Origin of the sequence: Vibrio sp. 10N.286.51.C3 (assembly GCF_003050065.1) — a bacterium.
GTDB classification, from domain to species: Bacteria; Pseudomonadota; Gammaproteobacteria; order Enterobacterales; family Vibrionaceae; genus Vibrio; species Vibrio crassostreae.
Genome location: NZ_PIGC01000012.1, coordinates 17,408 through 37,699 on the forward strand (window position 1 = coordinate 17,408; position 20,292 = coordinate 37,699).

Below are 20,292 nucleotides of genomic sequence, written 5' to 3' on the forward strand. Positions count from 1 at the left end.
GGAGGATCTTCATAAATGATTCGCCTATTTCTTGCTTTACCGCTGGCGGGTGCATTGGGCCTGGCTCTATTTTCTTTCATGGCTTGGATGGTCGATAATGGCCATCAACGTTCACCAGATGATAGCGAGACGTTGAGTTTCAACATGGTGATGGTTGAACAAGAACAAGAAGTTCAAAGAAGACAACGTGCCGTCCCTGAGAAACCAGAAATGCCAGAGCCACCACCAGAAGCGCAAACGTCTCAGTCACAAGCTGAAGTCACGCCTCTGAATTCGATGTCTTCACTGCCTTCATTGGATTTGAATACATCGGTTGATGGCTTAGCGATTAACGCACCGACATTTTCTGATTTTGGGTCAAACCAACAGGCAATGCCTCTGTATCGAGTAGAACCTCGTTATCCGCCGAAAGCGCTGAAGCGCGGCGCTGAAGGCCATGTCATTATGTCTTTTACCATCGACGAAACGGGACGCCCAATGGACATTCAAGTCACTGACGCAAACCCACGTCGTATGTTTGAACGTGAAGCGATGAGAGCACTTAAAAAATGGAAATATCAACCAAAAGTTGTCGATGGAAAAGCGATAGCTCAGGTTGGTCAAACCGTGAAACTAGAGTTTAAGTTGGCAAAATGATGAAACAGATATGGATATTAGTGGGCTTGTTGTTAATGCCCCTTACAACACAGGCGCAAGAGCTGACCCAATATACTGCTATTCGTGTTCAAAAGGCGCATAAGCTTGCTCAAGATGAACAGGTTAAACAGGCGATTGACGTACTTGCAGGATTGGAGCTTTCGAAAGGCTACGACAAAGCGTACGTAGCTCGCATGCTTGGTGTGTTTTACTGGCAAGATGGTAAAACCGACACGGCAATTAAGCAGCTTACTTATGCGGTCGACAGTAATTTACTGGTGGATGAACAGGCTTGGGTAACGAAACGCATGCTTGCTGATCTATTACTAAACGATCAGCAGTTTAAAAAAGCGCTTCCGCACTATTACGAGTTAGTAAAAACTGCGCCAGAAAAGGAAAAGAAAGACACACTTTGGATGCGAATTGCACAAGCTGAATATCAAATTGAAAACTGGTCAAAAGTACTGGTGGCTATTGGTAATCGCGACAAGTTCAATTCAAAACAAGAGCTATCACCTTTATCGCTAAAATTGGGTGCTCAGCTACAGTTAAAGCAGTGGAAACAGTCTATTCCGACACTGGAAAGCCTCATTGAACTTCAACCAGAGAAAGATAACTGGTGGCGTCAACTTGTTGGTATTCAGCTAAGATTAGAACGTAATCGTGATGCATTGAACACGCTAGCGTTGGCTGATCTACAAGGTGTTGAGTTGAAAAACTCAGACCGTAGATTACTGGCTCAGCTTTATGCTAAACGAGGCATTCCAGAGAGAGCAGCACAAGAGATCGCTAAGTTAGATGATGCGAACAACGATGTTCAACTTCTGGCTGAACAAGCAACCTACTGGCAGCTAGCGAAAGAATGGGACAATGCGATTGAAGTGTGGACGTTAGCGTCTAAAAAAGACACTCAGTATCATTGGAATGTGGCTCAGCTATTGGTTCAGCAAGGTTACTACGACCGAGCTCTGGTTGTTTTAGATAAAGTGAAAGACAAGAACAAGCAAGCCGATGTCGCTTTAGCGAAAGTACGTTCATGGTACAAGCTAAAGAATCTTGATAATGCTCTCGCTCAAGCGAAACGTGCGAACAACATTGAACCTTCTTCTGAAGCAAAAGGTTGGATTAAATATCTGACTCAGTTAAGAACAGTGAGTGATAACGGCAATGTCTAATTGCTGTTAACACAACAGAAGACAAGAGAAAGTAACAAATAGAAAAGGGTGTCATTTGATGGTTCAAGTGACACCCTTTTTGATTTTTCAGTTAGAGCTTACCTAGTTTTACAGTTTGGTTTGACTAAGGATCGCACATTGTCCCACTAGGCGTTGCACTTTGAATCACACCGCTAGTGTCGACAACCCAATTAATGGTGCAGTCACGATAAGGGTTTTTAAAGGCATGCACTGTATAACCATTGTCTAACGGCTTCTTGGTTTCAATCCAAGCATAGTTTCGAGATGCCCAAAAACTGATAGGGCGTGACCGTTCGGTGAGATAACGTTCTTGTACATCGGTTATGTCTGAACCGATGTATTGTTGAATATGTTCTTCCGTGCTGGCTATTTGGCTGGTACACGCCGTTACTAGCGCAGCAAAAGCCAAAACAATAATACGCATTTCAAATCCTTTTAAGCTTAATTAGCTATCATCAAACCAGTGATCAAATAGTCCCAACTTTCTATCCTTAAAGCCACAACTGTTATCTTAAACCAACCTCAATCAAGCATGTTGAGATTGAGGTTTTTTAGCTTTGATCCTGTTATGGACAACCTCTAACAGAACGAATCAAATCCCTTAAGTACACGTTAGCAAGAATATGTATATAGTTCGATTATTTCCCATGTAATGTTATGTAAATTTCCTTACGCCACTCGGCAAACGTAAACAATGTAAATTGAATGCCAATACGAATGATTATCAACTAAATTGTCGCCATAAAATTTATAGGTATTGGTTTGTATGTCGTTAAAAAGTAGGGCGGTTCAATCATGGGCTCGTCGACTTCATGTTTATATTTCAATGGCACTTCTGTTCGTTGTTCTTTTCTTCTCAGTGACAGGTATCACCTTGAACAGACCTGAGTTATTTGAATCAAGCCAACCCAATATTCAACGCTCTACTTTAGAGCTTCCTACGAGTTTGTTCACGATCCAAGACGGGCGATTAAAAGCCGACGAGACAGCCTTTGAAACGTTTCTGTTTGAAGAAGCCAATCTGTCTGGTGTTCCTTCAGGTTTGGACATCTACGCAGAGATTGAAGGCGGTGAGTTGCTCATCGGTGAAGTGTCTATGGACTTCAAAGGACCAGGCTACAACGCTTCCGTGTTTGTTGACGTTACGTCTGAATTTGTAGAAGTCGAAACCACGAATTACGGCGTTATCGCATTGTTGAACGATCTACATAAAGGTCGTAACAGCGGTGAAGTATGGAAATGGTTTATCGATATCACTGCGCTACTGATGATCTTCTTTGTGCTGACTGGCGTGTGCTTACTGTTACCTAAGAAAAAGACGCTTAATACTTCCATCAAATGGACGGTGTTTGGGTCTGCAATCTCACTTGTTATCTATTTTGTCGCCGTGCCTTAACGCTTGATTCGATTGATGAATCGGATTGAAAAACGAACTTAAGGTTAAACGGATTTAAAAGGTTGTTAAACATGAAAAAAATGAACAGGAGCAAGGCGCTTCTTGCTTTATCTCTTTTGCCAAGCCTAGGTATGGCACAAGTGATCCCTGATACGGCAAAACTTGATGTCAGCTTTGAGCTTCCAAAAATCGATACCTCTATGTATGCGCGTCCTTATGTGGCGGTATGGGTAGAGAACAGCGAACGAAAGTCCGTGAAAACCATCGAGCTTTGGGTCGGTAAAGACGAATGGCTTAAGGATCTGCGTAGCTGGTGGAGAAAGGTTGGCCGTTACGATCGTGAACTGGTTGATGCTGTAACGTCTGCAACCCGTCCTGCTGGTCAGTACCGTTTCGTTTGGGATGGCAAGAGCGACAGCGGTGAAACGTTAGAACAAGGCGAGTACACGGTTCATATTGAAGTGGTTCGTGAACACGGTGGCCGTAACTACCTTCGCCAAAAAGTATCACTCACAGATTCAAACGCGTCTTACGAATTAAAAGCAACGCAAGAGACGGGTGTAATCGCCCTGAACTACATCGCTAAATAGTAAGTGCGAACAGCAACTAGTAAGTACGAACTAAAACCAAGCTGAACAGAATAGACAGTGGTCATCGTAGGCTCAGATAGAGCGACACGGCTAACAATTATAAATAATGGAATTGAACATGATGAAACAGACAAAAATCAAAGCACTTGCTCTAGCGGGTGTGATGGTATTCGGCCTAGCAGCAACGACAACGGCACAAGCTCACCCACGTTGGATTTTGCCATCTCACTTCACGGTATCTAAAGAAGGTGGTGATTGGCTAACGTTCGACGTTACTGCGTCTCACGGTACGTTTGTTTTTGATAAGCCTGCTGGCAGCGAAAATGCGCATGTCATCATGCCTGATGGTCGCAGCGAGCGTCCTAACTTTGTGATTCGTGGCAAGCGTCGTTCAATCTTTGATTTCTATTTTGAAGAAGAAGGTACACACAAAGTGGCGATCAACAACCAGCCGTCTTACTACACGCAATACAAAGCGGGTCGCCGTGACACGGTGAAGTGGATTAAAGCAAACAAAGCTGAGCGTGACTCTGTTCTTCCTGAAAAATCACGTGACGTGGTAACACAAATCAGTTTCACTCGCGCAGAAAGCTACATCACGGTAGGTAAGCCAACGGATTCAGTGTTCAAAATTGAAGGCAAGCTTCTTGAAATGAAGCCAGTGACTCACCCTTCAGACATCGTTGAAGGCGAACCTGTAACATTCCAGTTCTTCTACAACGGTGAAATCCAGAAAGACGTGAAAGCGGAGATTACTCGTGAAGGTACGCTTTACCGCAACCACCAAGAGCAGATTGATGTGGTGAGTGATGAGAACGGTGAAATCACGTTCACTCCAGACGTCGCGGGTCGTTACGTAATGAAAGCGAACTACAAAGGTGAGTTGATTGACAACCCACTGGCAGACAAAGCAAGTGCGAACGTTCACCTAACGTTCGAAGCTCTGCTTCAATAATCTGTGATGTCGGGGCTCGATCCCTGATTAAGCAACCAAAAAACTTAAGGGCTCATTTGAGCCCTTTATCGCTCAGTTTACTACTGAGAATTTGCACTGTGGCTAGGGTACGAACCATGACAATAAAAACAAAACTTAACGCATTAATGACTCCTTGCTTGGCTCTGGGACTTGGTTTCGCTGCATTACCTGCACAAGCACACTTTCCATTGATGAGCTGCTGGTTTGAAGGCAAAACTGTGGCTTGCGAAGCGGGCTATTCAGACGGCAGTAAAGCTATTGATTACGCGGTTGAGATGTACGACTACGAAGACAACTTGATTGCAAAAGAGATGACGGATAAACGCTCTATCGTTGAGTTTCCAAACCCTGAGACTGAGTTTTACCTTGTGTTTGATTCAGGCCACGAGTTTCCTGTTGAAGTGGACGTTGTTGAGATCAGCGAGAAATGATGATTCAAGGTGTACGTGCTGACACGGGCGGCAGAGAAGGCAAATGGGTAGGGCTGATCATTGTGTTCATCCTGAGCTTTTCCACGGTTGCTATCCCATTTCATCAAGCAGAATCGCATATCAAAGCGGTACTTGATCATCAAATCTTAGTGACCGATGTCGAGCAAGAAAACTTGGCGATGTTATCAGAGCTGCGTTTAGCGCATGAAGAGATTCGTGACCTGCGTATGGACTCAGACGGTGAATGGCCAAGTGTTACGTCACTTAAAGATGAATGGGTCGCGCCATTTGTTGAAGACCAGAGTTGGAAGCGCAAAGGTTCTCATACTTGGTTATTGGACGAGCGTGGTTATTACTTTTCTACGCCAAGTGAATATGCTGCACAAAGTGATCATGGCTTCGCTGACTCCTTTATTTTGAACGCCAACAGTGTCTCTCCTGAAATCTGGATTTTCTTTGGTGGTGTAGCTATACAGCCAACTACTTTTGACCAACACACGCTTGAGTCTACGGGTTGGAAAATGGTCGTGAACGAATCAGAAATTGAACAGCATCATGAAAGCGATGCTCACTAATAATAAGAGAATTACTATGCGAATTATGACTCTATTGATGTCGTTATTGGCGGTGTTAATGACACCCAATGCATTGGCAAAAGAATACAAGGTCGACAGCGATAAGCTGACGATTGGCATAACCCTTCAGCCTTACTACAGCTATGTAAAAGCCGTGGTGGGTGACAAAGTGAACATCCTTCCTTTGGTTGATGCCGGCTTTAATCCGCATAATTACTTGCCACAACCGAACGACTTGAAACGTTTGAGCCAGATGGACGCTATCGTGGTAAACGGTATTGGCCATGATGACTTCGCACTAAAAGTAATCTCAGCCGCGCAACGTGATGACTTGCTGGTGATCGAAGCGAACAAAGAAGTGCCTTTACTTCCAGCATTAGGCCAATCTGTGGGTCAAGGCGCGGTGAATCCGCATACGTTTGTTGGACTTTCGACAACAATTCAAAAGGTTTACACCATTGCGAGTGAGGTATCTAAGCTCGACCCTGACAACGCGGCTTTTTATCGTAAGAATGCACGTAAATACGCAAAGCAATTTCGCTTTATGAAGCGCGATGCGATGTTGTCATTAGGTGAGTTAGATACATCAGGCATGAAGGTTGCGACTACGCACAACGCTTATGGCTACATCCTTCAAGAGTTTGGTGTTGATGTCGCTGCGGTAATCGAGCCAGCACACGGTGTTGAGCCAAGTGCTAGCCAACTTCAAGAGACGATCGAGAAGATCCGCGCATCGGGTATTGATGTTCTGTTCTACGAGTTAAACATGCCAAACCGTTTTGTTGACACGATTGAAGCGGAAACTGGCGTTCAGCTTTATCGTTTCTCTCACATGACCCACGGCGAATATGAAGACGACAAAGTCGAAGTTGAGATGAAGAAGAACCTAGAAACGTTAATCGAAGCCATGAAATTTGCGGCGGCGAACCAAGCTAAAAGCGGGAACGCATAATGTTAGGTCCATCAATCTCAATTAATAAACTCGGTCTGCAATACGATAACAACGTAATTCTTGATGATATCTCGCTCGAGCTTAAAGCGGGTGAGTGTCATGTGATCATGGGGCCAAACGGCGGTGGTAAAACTTCATTACTCCGCTCTGTGCTTGGTCTTACGCCTTTCTCTGGTCAAATCAATATCCACTGGCCAGATAAGCCGAGTATTGGTTACGTTCCGCAAAAAGCGACTTTTGAGTCGAGTTTACCTTTGACGGTCATGGACTTCGTACTGCTTAATCAAACGCGAATCCCGTTGTTTTGGCGTCGAAAATCTAAGCAATTGGATCTTGCACTCGCACAATTAGATCGCGTTGGTATGGCGACACGTAGCGACCGCCGTATGGGACAGTTGTCGGGTGGTGAGCAGCAACGCGTGCTGTTTGCTCAAGCGTTATTGGATAACCCGAGCTTACTGGTATTAGACGAACCAACGACGGGCATGGACGAGCAGGGCGTTCGTTATCTTGAATCGCTGATTCGTGAGTGTGTTAATGAAGGTCGTACGATTCTTGCGGTACACCACGATGTCACCGCAGTTCGTCGACTCGAAGCGAAGGTACATGTTGTGAATCGATTCTTGGTTGATAGTGGCCCACACGAAGAAGTCTTACACCCAAGTAAAATCGAGAGCCTATTCCAGCACTACAGCAGTGGCTCTGCCATGACTAAATCTCAGGAGGTTGCGTAATGGATTGGTTACGACAACTTGCCATTAGTGGTGTTGAAGCGGGTTGGTTATCAGACAGCTTCATGTATGCCTTCATGGTAAACGCTTTGGTTGCAGCGTTACTACTTGGTCCTCTATTAGGTGGCCTTGGTACTTTGGTGATTGCCAAGCGTCTGGCTTTCTTCTCTGAAGCGGTGGGTCACGCGGCGTTAACCGGCATCGCTATCGGTGTTCTGATTGGTGAGCCACCAGAAAACCCAATTATTGGTCTGTTTAGTTTCTGTATGATCTTTGCTTTGCTTCTTCATTTTGTAAGAAACAGAACCAACGTGCCATACGACACCTTAGTTGGTGTGTTTCTAGCGCTAGCATTGGCAGTAGGTGCGGCATTGCTGATGTACGTGGCACGTAAGATCAATATCCACATGCTTGAGAACGTGTTGTTTGGATCGATTCTGACGGTAACAGACCAAGACTTAGCAATTCTCGCAGGCAGCTGCGCGCTCATCATTTTGCTCTTGATACCGACGTTCAACCGTATTCTCCTTACTTGTATCAGCCCTGATATTGCCAAGGTTCGTGGTTATAACACCAGCTTCTACGACTACCTGTTTGTCATGATGATCACCTTAGTGACGATTGCAGCGGTGAAAATAGTGGGTGCGGTTTTAGTGGGTGCGTTGTTGCTGATTCCAGGTGCGACCGCTCGATTGCTGACTAAACGCATGGGGAGCTTTGTACTGCTTTCAGCATTACTCGCAACCACCGCGTGTTTGGTCGGAACAGTATTACCGATGGAACTTAAACTGCCAGTGCCATCTGGTGCTTCAATCATCATCGTTTCTGCAACATTTTTCCTAGCGGCAACGCTATACCGAATTGTAAGAAAGGCATAATCATGACTTCTTTAATGAATCGTATTTCAAGTTCACTAAAAGCAACGGCTCAAGTGAGTGCAGTCAGCAGCCTATTGTTGGCTGGCTCAATGGTGTCTATCAGCGCTAATGCAAAGGATATCCTCACCAGTACGCCTGTGACTTACGCGTTAGCGACAGAGCTAACCAAAGGCACCGACATTACGACCGAATACCTACCACCAAAACGCTACGGCATTGATCGTCTGCCGAACTGGTTTGGTACCAAGGGTGCGAGTAAAGTGCTTCAATCTGGCGAAAAGGCGACCGTTGCGGTAACACTGTCATCCATCTGGCAAGCGGATCCTACCTTTGTATACGCAAGACAAGGCAATATCCGTTTGGTTGAGGTGGATGCGGCTCAAGCGATCACACCGCGTGCACAAGGTGTTGCAGCGCTTACATTGTCGAATGGTGATGTGTCTAAATACGCGTGGTTAAATCCGACCAACTTAACGCGTATGGCTGCAATTGTGGCTGACGACTTTAAGTTGTTGTGGCCTGCGCAAGCTGAAACGATTGATAGCAACTTACAGCGTGTGATGTTGGATGTTCGTGAACTGATCAACACGCAGCAATCGGTATTACTAGATAATGACGTAGATTCAGTATTGCTGCTTTCAGAAAGCTTGGAAGATTTTGTCTCTGGCAGCCAACTGTTTGTTGAAGAGCGTATGTTCAAAGCTGAACTGGAATGGACAGACGAAGACAAAGCCAAGCTTAAAGAGATGTTTTCGGAAGACGATGCTCTATGGTTAGTCACAGCGAAAAAGCCAACTAACTTGATTAAATCATTGGTACCGAATGAGCGTATCTTAGTGGTGGATTCTGTTGATCGTTGGGGTAGAGCAGGAATCAACAAAAAATCACCGTTTACCCGTTGGGAAGTACAGCCTTTCAAAGGCTAATCAGCGCGATTAAAATGGTAGGATCAAAAAAGCAGCCCAAATAAAGGCTGCTTTTTTGTTCTTATCCATTGACTCAGTACGGAGATTTGGACAAGAGGACTGCGAGTTTTAACTTACTCTGCAGCTTTTGTCTCTTCAGCTTCGACAGTCGCTTCTACTGAACCTTCAGCGTGCTCTTGAGCCGCTTTAGCTTGTTCTTCAGCTTCCATTTTTGCGCGGTCAGCTTTAGAAATGTAGCGAGGCTTGTTGCTACTATGCAGTTTAGAATTCGCCTGTTTCTGCTTCTTTTTTAGAATTTGATTGATTTTTTTCTTACGGTTCATTGCTGCATAGCCTTGTATTTAGTTTAGGCGGTGGAGGATAATCATTTTAGCTCTAGAACTCAATATTTACATGGTATTCAGCAAGGAAAATATCACTATGCAGGCCGTCGAGACCGAACGTTTACGATTAAGAATGATCACGCCTCAAGATGCGGCGTTTATTCAGCGATTATACAGCTCAGAAGATTTCCTGCGTTACATTGGTGATAAGGAAATCAGCGACACTGACAAGGCTGTCGAATACATCGAAAACAACATTCTTAAGATGCACGAAGAGAAGGGAGTCTGTTTGTTGATGGTTGAAATCAAGGATTGTTCAACACCAATTGGTATCTGCGGACTAATAAAAAGAGACACCTTAGAGTCGCATGATATTGGCTACGGGTTTGTTCCTGAGTTTTATGGTCAAGGCTTTGCCCAAGAAGCAGCGGAGGCGATAATTGAACAAGCTAAGCAGAACGCTGATATCGATCATTTAGTTGCCATCACAACCTCTGATAACATTCGAAGTATCGCACTACTGACTAAATTAGGCTTTGTGTTTGAGCGAGTTGAAGATGTGATAAGCGAAAGTGTTAATCTCAACCTGTACGGTTTCTCATTAGGTAATTAAAACATGTTCCAACATAACAATATTCTACAAGGCGAGCTCGCAACGGAGTACAAAACCGTTATTGCGATGGTGCACATCTATTGCAAAGATCACCACGGTGAAGTTCGTCAGAATAATGCGTTATGTGAGGAGTGTGAGCAACTGCTGCGTTATGCCGAAACACGACTGGATAGATGTCCTTATGGCGAAGCAAAACCGACCTGTAATAAGTGTCCGATTCATTGCTATAAACCTGATCCGAAAGAGCAAATGCGTTTAGTGATGCGCTATGCCGGGCCAAGAATGCTACTTAAGCATCCTATTTTAGCGATTCGACATCTGATTCATGAGAAGCGGAAAGTGCCTGAAAAGCCGCTGCCGAACGTATCTAATCGTCATATCCGAATGAACAAGAAGTAAGTGGCGCTTGAAAGTAATTTCTAAAGAAACGAAAAAGGTCTGATTTCTCAGACCTTTTTTGATGTAGATACGATTTATCTAAGCTTGAATATAGCCAGGTAACTGTAACTTACGCCGCTTGTGGTTCTTCATAAGTAACCGTTAGGTTGTTGATCCAGCGTCGGCTCAAGTAACGGTGTGAACAGATAGCCAGTTTCACTACTTCTTCTACTAACATCAGACCATAGATGTATTTGAAGTCCCATCCAGCGATAAATGCGCAGTAAACACACACTGGAATACCCACCATCCACATCGCGATGAAATCCATACGTAGGCAGAACGCGTTATCGCCACCAGCGCGAATAATACCGTTGATGATCACCATGTTGAGCATACGAATCACCACAGCAAAACACATAATGGTCATTGCAGGTGAAGCGAGTGGGTAGAGTGCATCTGTAGAAAGGTTCAGCCATGTTAGAACATGCTCTTTGCCCATAAACAGTAGCAATCCTACAACCGCGCCAAATCCAACGACGGCTTTAATGAAGGTCAACCCCATACTCATTGCGTCATCAAACTCATCACGGCCTAATGAATGACCAAGCAGTACTGAACACGCTACCGAAATACCAAAGAAAATCGAGTAACACAGTGATTCAAACGGCGCGAGCATAGAGAACACAGCAAGTTCAGTTGTGCCCATGTGACCGAAGATCATTTGGTATGCCATAGTACCCATTGCCCATAACACGGCATTCATCGTTAGTGGCAAAGCAATACGACGGTAAGACAACCATAATGACGGACGATGTGGTGAGCTAGGCGTGGTTAACAACCAGTGGTTACGCATGCGCATGTAGCCATACATCAAGCCAACTTGAATTGCGCGAGCGAGTGTCGTCGCCAGTGCTGCACCTGCAACACCCATCGCTGGAATACCGAAGGCACCTTTGATGAGCACGAAGTTAAGTGCGATGTTGAGGGCAATTGTCACCGCACCAAGCAATAATGGAGTTACGGTGTCACCTGATGAGCGCATGCTTGCTTCTACTACGACAACAATGTGAGTCAGAAGTAGAACAGGGAATCCATACCAAAGGTAAGTCGCGCCAAGCTTAATCACGGTTTGATCGCTGGTTTGCAACATCATTAAAAACTGAGAACCAAGAGTGATGATTGCAGTCACAGGCAATAGAACTTTTAGGCCAAACACCATCGCGATAGATGATACCGTTCGTGCGCTTTTTCGGTCATTCTTTCCCCAATATTGAGCGACTAATGTACCGTTTGCTGAAGCCAACCCTGCCATAATCATAATAGCAACGAAGTGCCATTTTGATGCAATTCCCACAGCCGCAGCTGCTTCCATACCATAGTCACTGACCATTAATACGTCAGCAAGGGCAAGAATAGCGACAAGCGCACTTTGTAAAGCAACAGGTAAACCAAGTTTAACGATACGAGGTAATATGCTCTCTGGCTTGTTATTCATAGATGAGTTAGGGTTGATGTTAGTTGTCATAAGCTCTCCGATTTATGGCAGAACTATAGTGATTTGAGCGAAGTAACAACATGTTTAAAAAACAACAAAACCTGTGCGAATCTGTCATTGATTCAATGAGACCAAAATCAACTTGGCACGATGATGTTTTTCTCGCTGAACAGTGCAAAGAACGTTTTTTGACCGTTGAAGATATTCCAGAGATGAAAAGCTTTGGTGTCTACATGGGAGGTATGGCGAAGCTATATGATGGTTATTGGGTTGAGCGAGAATCCGTTAATGTTCATACGTTGATTTTCACTATGGAAGGTGGCGGTATTCTAACAACCGCAACATCGGTACAAGAGATTACACCTTATACGCTGGTGGTTCTTCCTGCTGAAACCCCATTTCGTTTTGAACTTGATCCTCAATATAATTATTGGAAAATGGCGTGGATGCTGACGCCCGATACGCAGCAATGGCAGCACATAGCAAGTTTAGGTCAGGGGATTGTGCCGTTCGGAGAGTGTGAGCAGATCTGGTCATTAATGAACTTGGTTTACTTTGAGATAGGCGGTCGAGCCAGTTACCGTAAGTTACTCTTGAGTGAAATTATCCGAACATTGACGGGATTTGAGCCTAAGTCGACCAGTACTACTGCACGTGTTCAAGCACTCTATAATGAGATTGAAAGCAGTCTGCACCAACCATGGACCGTCGCTGGCATGGCACAAAGGGTGTTTATCAGCGAAGAGCAACTTAATCGAGTCACCAAGACGCTATTCGACCTATCACCACGCAGCAAATTGATTCAGTTGAGAATGGATAAAGCCACCAGTTTGTTGAAGCAGCAAGATTGGTCGGTGTCGATGATAGCCAATCGTCTAGGCTATAAAGACCCATATAACTTCTCACATCGTTTCAAAAAGCATTTCGGTCTGTCACCTAGTCAATATCGAAAGAGTCATCGACTGCCCGGTTAGCCATGCTTATTTCCTCGATCAATTACGCAAGATCAAACTTTGCAGTAATATTACTGTATTGAGCTATCTATCAATTTAGTATTTTTGCCCTATTCGGTACTATCAGAAACATCTAAAAGCACGACTGCATATGCAGGGTGAGGTATAAATGCAACAAGATATCGGCGAGGTGGATGATTTTGTTCTTCCATCAAAGCTCATTTTAAATAGTAAAGAGTTTCAATCAGGCACAAAAATTGTTCGAAAACAGGGCTGTGGTTCAATAATAGGAACGCTTTCTGAGCCTCATCGTAAAGTGCTTTTCTATCTTTACCTGAACAGAGGTCAAGTAGTTAGCAAGCAAATATTGAAGCGTGTAGGTTGGGCCGGTAAAGCGGTGACATGTGCGTCTGTATTGGTGGCTATTTACGAGATCAGAAGAGTTCTCGACTGTCGTTGTATTCAAACAATTTCCAACGAAGGGTATGTCATGGAGTAATAAATAATCTCCTATTGATATCCTATTAATATTTTAATAATAAAAATTTAATCTCTTTACCGTACGAATTCCATTGATTATCGTCAAATCTAAAACGTCCACATATAAGCGACGTTATATAAATACGAACAAATCTGACATTGTCGCTGGCTATATAGTAAGGGAATTATCTAAAAATGGACTCTTATCCTGGAATAGAAACGAACCACTCTGAAAACAACGTAATACTTGAATTAAACGGTAAAATTGTTGAACTCAACACCAAACTTATTCGCAATGTAGAGAATGGCTACGTACTGGCTACCATGCCTTTGGCATACCGAAAGATCATTTTATTTATGAATCGACATCGAGGTGAATTGTTCAGTGTTGGTCAATTAAAGAAGATTGGCTGGGAAAGTGAGAAAGTCACCAATTCTTCTGTGATCGTCGCCATATCGGAAATTCGATCTTTGTTTGGTGATGGGCTGATCATGACGATAACGGGTGAAGGTTACGTGTTCCAACCTTAAACACTGTTCGCTGGTTTTATATTTCTCCGCATTATTACAGTTAAAGAAAAGGGCGCTTCATTTAGACGATTAGTCATCACGAAGAGCCCCACTATTCTCTATCTAATGAACTTGCTATATCACTCGCCAGCAATCTGTAGAGGAGAACGCTTTAGACTTGCGATTAACATGTAAATCGTTGTCGCTAGCAGAGACGCAAACAGGTAAGTAAATAGTCCTGCTTGAGAGTCCATAAAGCTATCTGCAACTAATGGCCCTGCGACTGAACCGATGCTGTAACACAACAGCATAACCTGAGTCACTGACACCAGATAGCTTGGGTCTAAGTTACGACAACCTAAGTTAATCGCAATTGGGTAAAGTGCGAATGTTGCCATGCCCAGTACGAATAGGCTCATGCCTAGTACGTAGAAATCATGGTTTATCGTTAGTACACCAATGCTTGCAACCCCTAGTAAGCTGAACAGAGCCATTAATAACACTTGTCCTATGTGGTGAGATAACCATGTCACCATCGGCTGAACAGCCATACCACCCATAATTACTAACGCCATCAAACCACCAATATCTTGGTGTGCGATGTTGCGCTGAGCCAGCTCTACAGGCATCAAGCCATAAATAGAACCAAGTGTTAGCCCCGATACAATACAACCAATTAGTGCGCTGTGGCTCAGTTTGCTGATTTGCTTCAGTGATAAAGACTTAGCATCGTGAATTTGTGGTGCTGTCGCTTGTCCGTACATCAACACAATGATTGCACCAAACAACAAGGTGAACATTGCAATGAAAGGCACGCCGCCTGTAATACCAAGGTATCCAATGCCAAGTTGACCAACGGCAGATCCGCCGTATAGCGAACACATGTAAACCCCTAAACGTTTCGCACGCTGAGATTCATCACCGCTCATTAGCCAAGATTCAACAATTACGAAGATGCCCGCTACCGCAACACCAGCAACAAAACGAGCCAATAGCCATACCGCTTGATGTGGGATCAATGGCAATACAAGGATCGTTGCAATGAATACGCTCAGTGCCACCACGAATGCGTCTTTATGACCAATACGAGCGATGGCGCGTTCAATCAATAACGTACCCGCTAGAAGACCTGCATAAAAGGCACTCGCCAACCAACTCGATAGATTACTGTCTAAGCCATACTCAGACAGCATTAATGGTAATGAACTCATTAAGTAGCCTGAAGCTATCGCGTAAAAAGACAATGCAATAACAGGAACAGTTATGCGAGTTGTTGGTTGGATGTTGTCCAATGCAGCAGCCTCTAAATAGTGAAAGAAACGATGAATTTTCCGCGACTATGGGGGAGAAACTGGATTGGGTAAAACGAATAAAAATGGTCGTGAAGATAAAAGAAATTTATCGTGTTTGTTAGCTAAAATACCGTTGTGATATTTCATGTTTTCGCGATATTTTCTGCGGTTAAATAGCCGATAAAGCGTTGTTCAAACGACTATTTAATTTGAAAGACGGAGAGAGGTTCGTTGTATTCATCAGATTTTAATTTAGGGCGTTTAATCGTGTTAGACCACTTCTTGTCGGTATTGTCTGGGCGAGCTTCCACTCCACTTACGAAAGGCATGTCGAAAGTTAGCGCTGTCTGAAAACCCAACGCGCTCAGATATCTCTTCAATGCTCATTTGAGTTGAAGAAAGGTAGTGTCGAGAAAGGTGAAAACGAACGTGGTCCAGTATCTTCTGGTAGCTGGTATCGGCAGCTTTAAGGTGCCGGCGTAGCGTTCGAGAAGACATCCCCAATTCTGATGAAATAGATTCTATCGAAGGGTAACATCCAGGTCTCTCTAGTAGCATTTGAGAGACTTTTTCTTTTAGGCTGGTGGACGCACTGACTTTTGCCAACATGTCGTCACACGATTTCAGACACATCTGCAGCGTGATGGTATTGGCGGTAGGAAGAGGCGAGTACAAACTTGTTGCATCAAACTGCCATTCAAGGCGATCACTATTGAATTCAACAGGGCAACGGAAAATTTCTGTGTAGAGGTCGCCGTATTCTGGCTTCGGGTAAGGGAAGCGGATCACTTGGGATGGGAATGGTTGTTGTAGTAATTCTTCACACAGGCTTTGAATTGCGGTGAACCAATATTCGCAACAAAATGGCAGCAGCGAGTCCAAGTCGATCAGCTGCTCGGCTCTAAAGTATCCAACGTTATCTTTTACTGACATCGTTTTTCTAAGTACTGGACCGGCAAGTTGCAGATATTTAAATCCGATCAACAAAGCATCTAATAGCGTCTCGCTACTGAACACCGCATAGCCCAATACACCAAAGTCGCTAAATCGTGCTTGTTGGCCGACTCTTAACCCTAAACCACCTTCATCTGTGTTCGCTAACGCATTACTGAACACAGCAAGCTTTTGCGCCAAAGTGATGTGTGTATCAGGTGTGTTGAGTTGGAGAGCATTGATGTTACTGCCTTCGAGTAACTCTTCGATACTTAGATCAGGCGATAGGTAACGATGCAGCAACTGAAGATCCAGAATGCCGAATGCTTGCATATCGGGTTCGTAAACTGCGGTGTATTCCATAAGCTGCCTCTTGTTGAATATCGATATCTTAACCGAACTTTTAACATTTACGCCTGTTGCTTGTTCTCACTTTCCTAAGCTTGTTCAAACTTTTGCTTTATGTGTGCAAGGTTTTTCAAGGTCTGATTGAGCTATGTCCGAATATCACCGGTTTTTGTCTTTTTGAAACCTGTTCGAAATGTTATCGAAATGTTGTAATTTGATGGGTTGCACATTGGAGCGCCTCAAACATTTTGCTCAATAAATACTATTTTGCTCAATAAGTATTCTTACCTACATGACACGCCAATGTGCAGGCTCTGATAGCAACAAAGACAACACTTATTACAACGATTAAAACGTCTAAGGCGAAGGTGACCGCTAGGTCTAGCCAAATAAGGAGATCATGGATGCACAATCTTGCTGTTAACTTGGAACGTAGCGCTTCGCTGTTTCCAACTAAAGCCGCTCTGCGTATGGGCACGGATGAAATTAGCTTCGCTCAGTTGGAACAACTTGCTGGGAAGGTAGCCGCCAATCTAGAACGACTTGGGTTAAAAAAGGGCGATAAGGTCGCGCTGTCGTGTCCCAATGTGACTTATTTTCCCATTGCTTATTACGGTATTCTAAAAGCAGGCTGTGTCGTTGTGCCTTTAAACGTGTTGTTTAAGGGCAGAGAGATCGCTTATCACCTCAATGATTCTGATGCGAAAGCTTACCTTTGTTTTGATGGCAGTGAAGAGTTACCTATTGGACGCTATGGATTACAAGGTTTTGTCCAGGTCGATAACTGCGAACATTTCGTGTCTATGCCAATACCAAACGGCGCAACATCCATGCTTTCAGAAAACCATGAGCAGTATGAATCAATAGCTGATTGGTTAGCACAACCTTTGACTCCCTTTGAATCTGTGGCTTGTCATGGCGATGATACTGCTGTGATCCTTTATACCTCTGGTACGACTGGGCAGCCAAAAGGGGCTGAGCTTTCCCACACCAACATGCAAACCAATGCGATGTCTTCGCAGTATCTTATGAGATTGGAATATAGCGATACCACAATGGCCACACTTCCTCTATTCCACAGTTTTGGCCAAACCGTGATGATGAACGCGAGCGTGTTAACGGGCTCTACCATGGTGCTGATTCCGCGCTTTGAGCCGTCCTTGGTGATCGAGCAGATCATTAACCATAAAGTCAGTGTGTTTGCGGGCGTTCCTACTATGTATATTGCGCTTCTAAAAGCTGGAGAAGAGTCTTTAGAGCGCTCAGAGCAAGTCAAACACAGTTTGAGGTTAGGCGTATCTGGCGGAGCTTCTATGCCGCTTGAGGTTATACGACAGTTTGAATCTCGTTTCGAATTACCAGTCTTAGAAGGGTATGGGCTGTCTGAAACTGCGCCGGTTGCGACCTTTAATCACATTGATGGCGATAGACTTTCGGGCAGTGTGGGTCAGCCTTTATGTGGTCACCTTATTAAGATTGCAGACATCCAAGGCAACTCTGTCGCTATGGGTGATTTGGGAGAAGTCTGCATTAAAAGCCCAAGTGTCATGAAAGGTTATTATCAACGACCTGAAGCAACGGCAGAAGCGATCAGAGACGGTTGGTTTTTAACGGGTGACATCGGACGCGTCGATGAGCACGGTAACTTGTTTATTGTTGATCGTGTTAAAGACATGATCATTCGTGGTGGTTACAACGTTTATCCACGAGAAATTGAAGAAGTATTGATGTGTCACCCTGATGTGGAGATGGTGGCGGTGGTGGGCGAGCACCATGATCAGTTGGGTGAAGAGATTCACGCCCATGTTGTACTTCACAAGCATACCCAGTGTGATAGCAAAGCCTTGATGGCTTGGTGTCGTGAGCAACTCGCGGACTACAAATATCCTCGTAAGGTGTTTATTCGTAGCGCCTTACCCATGACTGCTACCGGAAAAGTCTTAAAACGAGAGCTACACCCTTTAGAAGTTGCGGAGGCAATCAATGGATAACTATGACTTTATCATCGTAGGTGGCGGTTCGGCTGGTTGTGTGATGGCTTCTCGATTGTCGGAAGACCCTAATGTGACGGTTTGCTTGTTAGAAGCTGGCGGTAAAGATACGAGCCCATTTATTCATACGCCGGTTGGCGTTGTGGCTATGATGCCGACCAAGCTCAATAACTGGGCTTTCAAGACAGTCGAACAGCCGGGTTTAAATGGTAGGAAGGGCTATCAACCGAGGGGCAAGACTCTCGGTGGTTCCAGCTCTATCAATGCCATGATGTACGCCCGTGGACATCGTTATGACTATGACACATGGGAGAGCTTAGGCAATGCTGGCTGGAACTATGATTCGTGTCTGCCTTACTTTAAGAAAGCAGAAAACAACGAAGTTCACCAAGATGAGTATCACGGCCAAGGTGGTCCTCTTAATGTGGCAAATCTTAGGTCGCCAAGCCCGATGTTGGAGCGGTATTTAACTGCGTGTGAGTCGATAGGTGTGCCACGCAATGAAGATATAAATGGGGCTGCTCAGTTTGGTGCAATGCCGACTCAGGTCACTCAGCTGAATGGCGAACGGTGCAGTGCTGCAAAGGCTTACCTAACTCCAAACCTGTCACGATCGAATCTTACCGTCGTGACCAAAGCAACCACACATAAGGTTTTGTTTGAAGGTAAGAAAGCGGTAGGTGTTGAATACGGCTCCAATGGCAAACGTTATCAGATCCGATGCAACAAGGAAGTCATTTTGTCTGCAGGTGCTTTTGGCTCTCCCCAATTGCTATTACTGTCTGGTGTCGGTTGTAAAGCTGAACTAGAGACGCATGGTATCGAACAAGTTCATGAATTACCCGGTGTGGGCAAGAGCCTGCAAGATCATATCGACTTGGTTCACTCCTATAAGTGCAGCGAAAAGCGCGAAACGTTCGGTATTTCATTGCAAATGGCATCTGAAATGACCAAAGCACTGCCCTTATGGCACAAAGAACGCCGTGGTAAGATGAGCAGTAACTTTGCAGAGGGAATCGGCTTTCTTTGTTCCGATGATCATATCGCTGTGCCGGATTTAGAGTTTGTATTTGTCGTTGCAGTAGTCGATGATCATGCGAGGAAAATTCATACCAGTCATGGCTTTACCTCTCATGTCACATTGTTGCGTCCCAAAAGTAATGGCACTGTAACGCTCAATAGTAATGATCCCTATGATCCACCTAGGATCGACCCTGCGTTTTTCAGCCATCCTGAAGACATGGAGATCATGATTAAAGGGTGGAAAAAGCAGTATCAAATGCTAGAAAGCGAAGCGTTCGATGATATTCGTGGCAATGCTTTTTATCCTGTTGATGTCAATGATGACAAGGCTATAGAGCAAGACATCCGTAACCGAGCTGATACCCAATATCACCCTGTTGGAACCTGTAAAATGGGGCCTAATAGTGATTCATTAGCCGTGGTAGATAAAGATCTCAAAGTTTATGGATTGGATAACTTGAGAGTCATTGATGCTTCGGTAATGCCGACACTGATTGGGGCAAACACTAATGCGCCAACCATTATGATTGCTGAAAAAGTCGCTGATCAGATTAAAAGCCAATACAACTTAGATAAGAAAGACAGTGTAAATAAGCAGGTCGCGAATGAGAGCGCAGAACACGAAATGACTGGTTAGCCGGAAAGGTTAGAGAAAACAAGCAG

General features: G+C 44.4%; 23 protein-coding genes. 18 read left to right on the plus strand and 5 right to left on the minus strand.

All coding sequences use genetic code 11. The features are described 5' to 3' along the window. Window positions 1-15 precede the first annotated feature (15 nt). Together CWO27_RS14265 and CWO27_RS14270 are read left to right on the plus strand one after the other, a co-directional pair. The gene (locus tag CWO27_RS14265; RefSeq protein WP_102479489.1) at window positions 16-636 is read left to right on the plus strand and encodes an energy transducer TonB; all 621 of its coding nucleotides are present in this window, start codon (window positions 16-18) and stop codon (window positions 634-636) included. Further along, on the plus strand, window positions 633-1,811 hold the full coding sequence (locus CWO27_RS14270) for a tetratricopeptide repeat protein (RefSeq protein ID WP_048662832.1): 1,179 nt from the start codon (window positions 633-635) through the stop codon (window positions 1,809-1,811). Before CWO27_RS14265 ends, CWO27_RS14270 begins: the two co-directional genes overlap by 4 nt. Window positions 1,812-1,935: 124 nt before the next feature. On the opposite strand, the gene CWO27_RS14275 is transcribed toward CWO27_RS14270, so the two are convergent. Next, on the minus strand, window positions 1,936-2,256 hold the full coding sequence (locus CWO27_RS14275; RefSeq protein WP_057622183.1) for a hypothetical protein: 321 nt from the start codon (window positions 2,254-2,256) through the stop codon (window positions 1,936-1,938). A 342-nt stretch (window positions 2,257-2,598) separates the two neighbouring features. On the opposite strand from CWO27_RS14275, the gene CWO27_RS14280 reads away from it, so the two are divergent. From CWO27_RS14280 to CWO27_RS14320, 9 genes are all read left to right on the plus strand, one after another. Then, window positions 2,599-3,228, plus strand: coding sequence for a PepSY-associated TM helix domain-containing protein (locus CWO27_RS14280; RefSeq protein ID WP_057622184.1), 630 nt, complete (start codon window positions 2,599-2,601; stop codon window positions 3,226-3,228). A gap of 71 nt (window positions 3,229-3,299) precedes the next feature. Then, a complete protein-coding gene (locus CWO27_RS14285; RefSeq protein ID WP_102433467.1) occupies window positions 3,300-3,818 on the plus strand; it encodes a DUF2271 domain-containing protein in 519 nt (172 codons plus the stop codon). Window positions 3,819-3,936: 118 nt separating this feature from the next. Next, complete coding sequence (locus CWO27_RS14290) at window positions 3,937-4,773, plus strand: DUF4198 domain-containing protein (protein WP_102433468.1); 837 nt, start codon at window positions 3,937-3,939, stop codon at window positions 4,771-4,773. 116 nt (window positions 4,774-4,889) lie between these two features. Then, window positions 4,890-5,225: a hypothetical protein gene (locus tag CWO27_RS14295; RefSeq protein ID WP_102433469.1), complete on the plus strand. Its 336-nt coding sequence runs from the start codon at window positions 4,890-4,892 to the stop codon at window positions 5,223-5,225. After that, window positions 5,222-5,800 (plus strand): DUF6162 family protein, encoded by a 579-nt coding sequence (locus CWO27_RS14300; protein WP_107899110.1) that lies wholly within the window; start codon window positions 5,222-5,224, stop codon window positions 5,798-5,800. The genes CWO27_RS14295 and CWO27_RS14300 overlap by 4 nt, the downstream gene beginning before the upstream one ends. Window positions 5,801-5,816: 16 nt before the next feature. Continuing rightward, window positions 5,817-6,752: a metal ABC transporter solute-binding protein, Zn/Mn family gene (locus tag CWO27_RS14305; RefSeq protein ID WP_102433471.1), complete on the plus strand. Its 936-nt coding sequence runs from the start codon at window positions 5,817-5,819 to the stop codon at window positions 6,750-6,752. After that, window positions 6,752-7,486, plus strand: a complete 735-nt coding sequence (locus CWO27_RS14310) for a metal ABC transporter ATP-binding protein (RefSeq protein ID WP_107899111.1) — start codon at window positions 6,752-6,754, stop codon at window positions 7,484-7,486. Before CWO27_RS14305 ends, CWO27_RS14310 begins: the two co-directional genes overlap by 1 nt. Then, entirely contained in the window at window positions 7,486-8,361 is an 876-nt protein-coding gene (locus CWO27_RS14315; RefSeq protein WP_107899112.1) for a metal ABC transporter permease, read from the plus strand. Before CWO27_RS14310 ends, CWO27_RS14315 begins: the two co-directional genes overlap by 1 nt. Before the next feature lie 2 nt (window positions 8,362-8,363). Next, window positions 8,364-9,287: an ABC transporter substrate-binding protein gene (locus CWO27_RS14320; protein ID WP_102433474.1), complete on the plus strand. Its 924-nt coding sequence runs from the start codon at window positions 8,364-8,366 to the stop codon at window positions 9,285-9,287. A 113-nt stretch (window positions 9,288-9,400) separates the two neighbouring features. On the opposite strand, the gene CWO27_RS14325 is transcribed toward CWO27_RS14320, so the two are convergent. After that, window positions 9,401-9,610, minus strand: coding sequence for a DUF2986 domain-containing protein (locus tag CWO27_RS14325; RefSeq protein WP_048662822.1), 210 nt, complete (start codon window positions 9,608-9,610; stop codon window positions 9,401-9,403). A gap of 97 nt (window positions 9,611-9,707) precedes the next feature. On the opposite strand from CWO27_RS14325, the gene CWO27_RS14330 reads away from it, so the two are divergent. Both CWO27_RS14330 and CWO27_RS14335 read left to right on the plus strand, forming a co-directional pair. Next, window positions 9,708-10,223, plus strand: a complete 516-nt coding sequence (locus CWO27_RS14330) for a GNAT family N-acetyltransferase (protein ID WP_048660129.1) — start codon at window positions 9,708-9,710, stop codon at window positions 10,221-10,223. Between the two features lie 3 nt (window positions 10,224-10,226). After that, a complete protein-coding gene (locus CWO27_RS14335) occupies window positions 10,227-10,622 on the plus strand; it encodes a nitrous oxide-stimulated promoter family protein (RefSeq protein ID WP_017060975.1) in 396 nt (131 codons plus the stop codon). Window positions 10,623-10,731: 109 nt separating this feature from the next. On the opposite strand, the gene CWO27_RS14340 is transcribed toward CWO27_RS14335, so the two are convergent. Further along, the gene (locus CWO27_RS14340) at window positions 10,732-12,129 is read right to left on the minus strand and encodes an MATE family efflux transporter (protein WP_107899113.1); all 1,398 of its coding nucleotides are present in this window, start codon (window positions 12,127-12,129) and stop codon (window positions 10,732-10,734) included. 50 nt (window positions 12,130-12,179) lie between these two features. On the opposite strand from CWO27_RS14340, the gene CWO27_RS14345 reads away from it, so the two are divergent. The 3 genes from CWO27_RS14345 (at window position 12,180) to CWO27_RS14355 (ending at window position 14,063) form a co-directional block, all read left to right on the plus strand. Next, the gene (locus tag CWO27_RS14345; RefSeq protein ID WP_048660132.1) at window positions 12,180-13,073 is read left to right on the plus strand and encodes a helix-turn-helix domain-containing protein; all 894 of its coding nucleotides are present in this window, start codon (window positions 12,180-12,182) and stop codon (window positions 13,071-13,073) included. A 148-nt stretch (window positions 13,074-13,221) separates the two neighbouring features. Continuing rightward, complete coding sequence (locus CWO27_RS14350) at window positions 13,222-13,551, plus strand: winged helix-turn-helix domain-containing protein (protein WP_102433477.1); 330 nt, start codon at window positions 13,222-13,224, stop codon at window positions 13,549-13,551. 176 nt (window positions 13,552-13,727) lie between these two features. Then, a complete protein-coding gene (locus CWO27_RS14355) occupies window positions 13,728-14,063 on the plus strand; it encodes a winged helix-turn-helix domain-containing protein (RefSeq protein ID WP_065677073.1) in 336 nt (111 codons plus the stop codon). A 119-nt stretch (window positions 14,064-14,182) separates the two neighbouring features. Here CWO27_RS14355 and CWO27_RS14360 read toward each other — a convergent pair whose 3' ends face one another. Both CWO27_RS14360 and CWO27_RS14365 read right to left on the minus strand, forming a co-directional pair. Next, window positions 14,183-15,334, minus strand: a complete 1,152-nt coding sequence (locus CWO27_RS14360) for an MFS transporter (RefSeq protein ID WP_055318845.1) — start codon at window positions 15,332-15,334, stop codon at window positions 14,183-14,185. 270 nt (window positions 15,335-15,604) lie between these two features. Then, window positions 15,605-16,630: an AraC family transcriptional regulator gene (locus CWO27_RS14365; protein ID WP_107899114.1), complete on the minus strand. Its 1,026-nt coding sequence runs from the start codon at window positions 16,628-16,630 to the stop codon at window positions 15,605-15,607. Between the two features lie 389 nt (window positions 16,631-17,019). Between CWO27_RS14365 and CWO27_RS14370 the strand changes: the two genes are divergently transcribed. Further along, window positions 17,020-18,606 carry a long-chain-fatty-acid--CoA ligase gene (locus CWO27_RS14370; protein WP_107899115.1) on the plus strand — a complete coding sequence of 529 codons (1,587 nt, stop codon included), beginning with the start codon at window positions 17,020-17,022 and terminating at the stop codon, window positions 18,604-18,606. After that, window positions 18,599-20,266: a GMC family oxidoreductase gene (locus CWO27_RS14375; RefSeq protein WP_107899116.1), complete on the plus strand. Its 1,668-nt coding sequence runs from the start codon at window positions 18,599-18,601 to the stop codon at window positions 20,264-20,266. The genes CWO27_RS14370 and CWO27_RS14375 overlap by 8 nt, the downstream gene beginning before the upstream one ends. The last annotated feature ends 26 nt before the right edge of the window (window positions 20,267-20,292 follow it).